The organism is Paenibacillus glycinis (assembly GCF_009909185.1).
In the GTDB taxonomy this organism is placed as follows: domain Bacteria; phylum Bacillota; class Bacilli; order Paenibacillales; family Paenibacillaceae; genus Paenibacillus_Z; species Paenibacillus_Z glycinis.
This window is the reverse complement of the sequence record NZ_JAAAMV010000017.1, coordinates 260,069-266,402: the sequence shown is the minus strand read 5'-3', so window position 1 is coordinate 266,402 and position 6,334 is coordinate 260,069. Positions and strand designations below refer to the sequence as shown.

The following is a 6,334-nucleotide window of genomic DNA, read 5'->3' as shown; positions in this document are numbered from 1 at the left end:
CGACCGCGGCGGCGCCTGCCGCGGCCGCGGCGGCGGGCATGCCTGCGGCCGCGAGCGCCGCCGCGCCGGCGGCCAAGACCCCGGCGGCCGCCCAATAACCGGCGCCGCCGCCGAATCCGGCGCCTCGGCTGCGCGCTGCCGGTGCCGCCGCCTCGGCTTCATGGCGCTCGCGCAGCTCCGCGAGCTCCAGCTCCCGCCAGGCGTCCTCGAACCGGCGCGCGGCATAACGCAGCGCGTCCGCCGTCGCCGGCAGCAGGCGAAAAATCTCCGACAGCGCTTCGCCGCCGGCTTGCCAATGCCATGTTGCCGAGTCCCGTTCAGCCGAACCGTTCGGCGCTCCGTCGCTCAATTCCGATTCCGGATCTCCCGGTCGACGGTGCGCATGCCGTTCACTTTCCGGCAATTGCTGCGCCGCTTCCCGTTCGGTCGCGGCCAGCTGCCGGGCCGCGTCTTCTTGGCGCTCCGCCGCCGCGCGATGCGCGGCCTCGGCCAGATGCAGCGCCTTCTCCGCTTCCTGCAGCGCCGACCGATGGACGCGGATCGCTTCCCGGTCGGCGACGCCGGCATGGAAGACGCGCAGCGAAGCTTCCGTCCATGCCGGCGAGATGCGCCGCAGCAGCCTTCTCGCCGCTTCCGCATGCTCGCCGGCCTCCGCTTCCAGCTCGAAGACGGATTGGCGGGCGGCCGCGGTCTGCTCCGCGGACAGCATCAACGTCTCGATGTCCGCCTTTCGGTCAAGCAGCTCCTGATCGGCGTGCAGCCGTTCGATTCGACCCTCCAGCACGGCGGCCAGCTCGTCCGCCTCGCGCAGCTCTTCGCGGGCGCGCCGCAGCTCCGCCGCGAGCGCTTCCCAGCGGCTGCGGGCATCCCCCGCCAAGCGAGGGACATCCCTCAGCCCTTCCAGCTCCTGAAGGAGCGCCGACCGCGACAGCCACGTCGGCCGGATATCGACTGCCCGTGCCAACAGGTCGGTCATCTCGCGAAGCGGAGCCCGCTTTCCATCCAATTCGGCGAGTTCGTTCTCTGCCGCTTCGATCGCGGACGTCAGCCCGTTGAATTCGGCGATCCCGTCCTCCATCCTGCGAAGCTCCTCCTCCGTCTCGTCCAGCGCCTTCAACAGCTTGCTCATCCGCTGGTTGCTGCCTCGCGGCTTGAACAGCTCGTCCATGCCGCCCTGCAGCTGCTTCTCCGCGCCGACGATCGCGCTTCCGCCGTTCCAGCCGGCGTGGTACAGCTGCTTGCCCAGCTCGTCGCCTTCCAGCATCCCGACCGCCTGCAGCTCCGTCAGCGTGATGGCGAACAGCTCGCGGAATACCCGCTCCCCGACGCCGCCCAGATACATCCGCTCCCATTGCGGCTGCATAAGCGTTTCTCCGCGTCCGCCGGAATCCCCGTCCGCCCCGTCTTCCGCGATGCGCCTGACCAGCACCTTCCCCGAGGCGTTCCCGTATCTTTCCATGACATGCGAACGGCCCGCTTCGTCGTCGAAGAACAACCGTCCGCCGTGACGCCCTCCGTTCACGGGCTCCAGACGCTCCGTCAAGCTTCCTTTATTGGCGAAGCCGAACAGCATGGTACGGATGAACCCGAGCATGGTGCTTTTTCCGGCTTCGTTGGGCCCGTAGACGACGGTGAACGGCGCGTCCAACTCGCAGGCGAAGTCGCTTAGCTTGCCGAAACCTTCCGCATGCGCCTTCTTTAGTCTCATCTGCCTTCGCCTCCTTGGCCCTGATTGCCTTCGGGGCGCGCTGCGGGCTCGGACGCGAGCAAGCCGACGGCCAGCTCCCTGCCTTGGGCATACCAATCCGCAGCCTTTCGCTCCATGGCCGCCCGGGTCAGCTTGCGCAGCTTGGCATGCCCGAGTAGCGGCTGAAGCGCCTCGTCCAGCAGTTCTTTGAATGACGCCTCGAGGTTCCCGGCTTCCGCGTGCATGCGGATCAGCTCGCCGACGAAGCTGTCTTCCTCCGCCAGCGCTTCCATATCCAGATCCGCCCCCGTCGCCGCTTCGATGCCGGATATCCAGCACCAAGCCCCGTGCAGGCTTCCCGCCTCCGTCTGCCAGGCTTCCTCGGCCATTCGTTCCCGCAAGCCCTCAAGCAATTCCCGGAGCAGTCCGGGATCGCTCAATCCGGCATGCAGAGGGCCTCTGCCGATCAGCGTGAAGCGCGCCATGAGCGAACGTCCCCCGCAGCCGGCGGCCGCCTCCGACGCCGCTGCTTCCATGGCGTCCAGCAGCGCCTGCTCCGATGCGATCCCGTCGATCGACGTGCGCAGATGCGCCCAACGAATCGTATCGAGCGGCACGAATTTGAGCTCCGTATCATGAGAGGCCGACACGTCGACGACATAACAGCCTTTCGGCCCCGTTTCCTTGGCATGCCTGCCCTGCGTGTTGCCCGCGTAAACGACATGCGGGTATCTGTTCAATACCGCCCGCTGATGAATATGCCCGAGCGCCCAATAATGGAAGCCTGCGCCGACCAGCTCGTCCAAACGACAAGGCGCGTACGGGTCATGGCCGTCGTTTCCGTCCACGTTCCCGTGAAGCAGCGCGATCTCGTAGCTCCCGTCCTGCCTTGCCCGATACCCCGCCGCCAGATTCGCGGTCACCGACCGCGACCCGTACGAGATGCCCGTTATGTAAGCCGCCAGTTCTCCCTGCTTCGTGTAAGCCGGCACCTGCTCGACGCGGTCGGCCCCGAAGAAATGAACGCCGTCCGGCCAGCTCAGCATCGCCTGCTGGCCCGAAAGCGGGTCGTGATTGCCATGAATGACAAAGAGCCGCACGCCACCGGCGTGCAGCCTCCGCCATTCTTTTTGCAGGGCCAGCTGCGCGCGCAGCGAACGGTCCGCCGAATCGTACAGATCGCCGGCGATGACGACGAAATCGACCTGCTCCGCGAGTGCCGTGTCGACGAGATGCCCGGCCGCCCGGAAGGTCGCTTCCCGAAGCGCTTCGCGCACATGCGAAGGCACCTCCGTCAGTCCCCGGAACGGGCTGTCGACGTGGAGATCCGCGGCGTGAATGAACCGAAACGTAACGCCCATGCTTATTCTCCCTGTTCCGGCAGTACCGGGTTCGGATTGATTTCGGTGTAGACCTGCCTCAACTGCGCGATGACCCGCTGAAGGGAATACACCTTCTTTGCTTTGTTCCACGCCGCGCGGGCCATGTTGTACCGGTAGTCCTGATCGGACACGACCTTCTCCAGCGCGTTGCAAAGCGCGGTCGGATTCTCCGGCTCGACCAGCAGGCCGTTCACGCCGTCGTCGATCTGCTCGGAGATTCCGCCGACGTTCGTGCCGACCAGCGCCAGCCAGCACAACGCGGCCTCGGCGAATACGGAGCCGAACGCCTCCGCGCGCGAGGGCAGCACGAACACGTCGAAGAACGGCATGAACTCCTCGGGATGCAGCATGTAACCGTAGAAGATGATGTCGTCGTACAGGTTCAGATCCAGCGCCAGCTGTTCCAGTTCCTGACGGCTCGGACCGTCTCCGATAATATGAAGCACGAAATTATGGCCCCGCGCTTTCAGTTCCGCGCAGGCGCGAAGCAGCACATCCAGCCCTTTCGCGGGCACCAGCCGGCAGACCGTGATCAGCTGCACGACCGCGTTCTCGTGGGAGATCGGCTTGAAGCGCTTCTCGTCGAAGCCGTTCGGAATGACTTGAATCCGGTCCGCGTCGTTCACGTACGGGCGAAGATACGCCCGGAACGACTCCGAAGGCGTCAGTATCCGGTCCGTCTTCGCCTCCAGCTCCCGGTATATCCCCGTCAGGAACCGATGTTCCATGCCGCCTTCGACGATTCTGCCGTTCAGGATCAACTCCCGCTCGAAGCTGGAGTGGATCGTCATCACGAGCGGCGTATCCGGATACAACTGCTTCATGACCAGCGCGGATATCGGATGATGCGCGTGGATGACGTCGTAGTTCTTCTTGATGCGAAGCTTCGTCCACCAGACGTAGTCGCGGTAGGTTTGGAGATATTTATCGATGATGGGATTGCCCTCGTAATTCGCGATGTCGAAGGTCTCGAAAGATACGGGTTCCTGTCCTTTGCCTCTGACCCGTCTCGGCAGGGAGAATAATTCCATCGGCCAGCCTAGTTTATTGAACCGCTCTTGAATGTAAGGAACCATGGAGGACACGCCGCCCGGCTGCTCCGGGGGAAAAAAAAGTGCCTGCAATATATTCATGTCAAGCCCTCCCAAACGACTGCATTTTGCTTCTCGACTCGCAAAAATCATGATATACTAGAACATATGTTTCTGTAAAGCTCATGAACTGACGGCTTTCGGCCGATATCAACCATGTGCACACTCTCATCCTAGGTGGTTGAAAACATGACGTTCATTCATTGGCTTGCCGGCTTATCCGGCCAAATCTTCGCATCCGCCTGCTCGATGACCATCCTCGTCCTGATGCTGTTCATGGCGGTCAAGCTGTACAAGAGCTACCGCAGGAATCGCACGTACCTGCTTCTGATCGTCGTGCTCGCGGTCGTGCTGCTCCAGAGCGCCGCGGTGCTCTACGTCGCCTGCTCCGAGCGGACCGCGGCTCCGTATTGGCAGCTCGCGCGCGCCTTCCTCGATCTGCTTACGTTTATTATTATAAACTTTGTGTTCATGAAATTATATACCGGCCCGGCGGCCAAATTGAAAGGCTTCCCGTTCCTGCTCATGTTCGCCGGCCTTGCGCTCGTCACCGCCGGTCAAGTCGCCTTCACGCCGTCCATCGCCGAGCATGCCGCCGCGCATATCGATTTTCTGGCGCTCGACTTCTACGGCCTGATTCTCAATTTCATTATCCTGCTCAATCTGCGAGGCATCGATCAGCGGTTCAGCTATTCCGCGAGCCTGATCGTCTACTTCACGGCGCAGATCGCCGATTTGGCCGACAATTACGTCTTTCACGGCAAAGTGCCGATGCTTGTCATCCTGGGCCATCTGCTGCCGGTTGTCTATTATACGCTCTTGTTCCTGCTCTTGTTCGAATGGGTGCTGGAGCGGCTGCTGATGACGTTCCAGTCCTCGATCACGGACGGTCTGACCAGCCTCTACAACCGCCGCCATTTCACAAAGAAAGCCGAACAGCTCCTTCGGGAGACGAAACGGATCGCGATCATCTTCTGCGACATCGACAATTTCAAGAAACTGAACGATACGCAAGGCCATCATAAAGCCGACGGCGTGCTGAAGCAGGTGGCGGATATCCTGCGGGAAGAAACCGCCGGCATCGGCACGGCCGGCCGTTACGGGGGCGAAGAGCTGCTCGGACTCGTGGCCGCGCCGAACGTGAAGCCGGAGGTCGTCGCCGAGACGATCCGCAGCCGCGTGGAGAAGGAAACGATGGTGACGATCAGCGTCGGCGTCAGCGCGACGCGCGAAGGCTCCTCCATCGCCGAGGTCGTCAGCCAAGCCGACGAAGCGATGTACCAGTCCAAGACGACCGGCAAGAACAAGGTGTCGCTCCATGCGTCCATGCGCACGCGGTCGCGGGGGGCGGAGGGCGCCGCCCCGAAGCAGAACAAGCAAGCCTGACGGCCTGACGCATTCGCCTCCAGGGCATAATAAAAGACAGTTTCGAGTCAGGCGTGGTTGCCGGCCGAAACTGTCTTTTTTATCTCGCTTAGCGCTGTTTATAAGTAATCGGATCCGTCAGGCCCGCTTCGGCGAAGCCCTTCAGCCGCAAGCGGCAGCTGTCGCATTCGCCGCATGCTTCCGCTTCCCCGTTGTAGCACGACGTCGTCAGGTGATACGGCACTTCCATCCGCATCCCTTCCGCCACGATGCCCGCTTTCGTCAAGTAGATCAGCGGCGTTTCGATGGAGATCGGCTTGCCTTCCACGCCGACCTTCGTCGCCAGGGCCATGACTTCCTGCACCTTGGCGATGAATTCGGGCCGGCAGTCGGGATAGCCGCTGTAGTCCAGGGCATTCACGCCGATGTAGATCGCTTCCGCGCCGACCGTTTCCGCGTAGGACGTCGCGATAGACAGGAACAGCAGATTGCGTCCGGGCACGTAAGTGACGGGAATCTCGCCCGGCTCGCCTTGCACCGGCTCTTCGCCCGTCTTGGGGACGTCGATCGCGTCGTCCGTCAGCGCGCTGCCGCCGAACTCGCGCAGGAACCCGAGCTTCACCACTTTATGCCGCTCGCCCGTGCCGTAATAATCGGCGACGGCGCGCGCGTTATCCAGCTCGATCACATGGCGCTGGCCGTAGTCGAACGAGAGGGGATACAATTCATAGCCCGCTTCCTTCGCATACCCCATGCAAGTCGTACTGTCCAAACCGCCGCTCAAAATAATGACCGCTTTTTTCGTCAAC

Annotated in this window: 5 protein-coding genes; 1 reads left to right on the top strand and 4 read right to left on the bottom strand. The window is 62.6% G+C overall.

The window, feature by feature from the left end; translation table 11 throughout:
* The 3 genes from GT019_RS19260 to GT019_RS19250 all read right to left on the bottom strand — a co-directional run.
* Positions 1-1,708: AAA family ATPase (locus tag GT019_RS19260; protein WP_161744800.1), on the bottom strand; the 1,708-nt coding region annotated here is incomplete at its 3' end.
* Positions 1,705-3,048: a metallophosphoesterase family protein gene (locus GT019_RS19255; protein ID WP_161744799.1), complete on the bottom strand. Its 1,344-nt coding sequence runs from the start codon at positions 3,046-3,048 to the stop codon at positions 1,705-1,707. The genes GT019_RS19255 and GT019_RS19260, both read right to left, overlap by 4 nt.
* Before the next feature lie 2 nt (positions 3,049-3,050).
* Positions 3,051-4,202, bottom strand: a complete 1,152-nt coding sequence (locus tag GT019_RS19250) for a glycosyltransferase family 4 protein (protein ID WP_161744798.1) — start codon at positions 4,200-4,202, stop codon at positions 3,051-3,053.
* A 147-nt stretch (positions 4,203-4,349) separates the two neighbouring features.
* Between GT019_RS19250 and GT019_RS19245 the strand changes: the two genes are divergently transcribed.
* Positions 4,350-5,546 (top strand): sensor domain-containing diguanylate cyclase, encoded by a 1,197-nt coding sequence (locus GT019_RS19245; protein WP_161744797.1) that lies wholly within the window; start codon positions 4,350-4,352, stop codon positions 5,544-5,546.
* 88 nt (positions 5,547-5,634) lie between these two features.
* Here GT019_RS19245 and queC read toward each other — a convergent pair whose 3' ends face one another.
* Positions 5,635-6,333, bottom strand: a complete 699-nt coding sequence (gene queC / locus GT019_RS19240) for a 7-cyano-7-deazaguanine synthase QueC (RefSeq protein ID WP_161744796.1) — start codon at positions 6,331-6,333, stop codon at positions 5,635-5,637.
* Position 6,334: the final 1 nt, after the last annotated feature.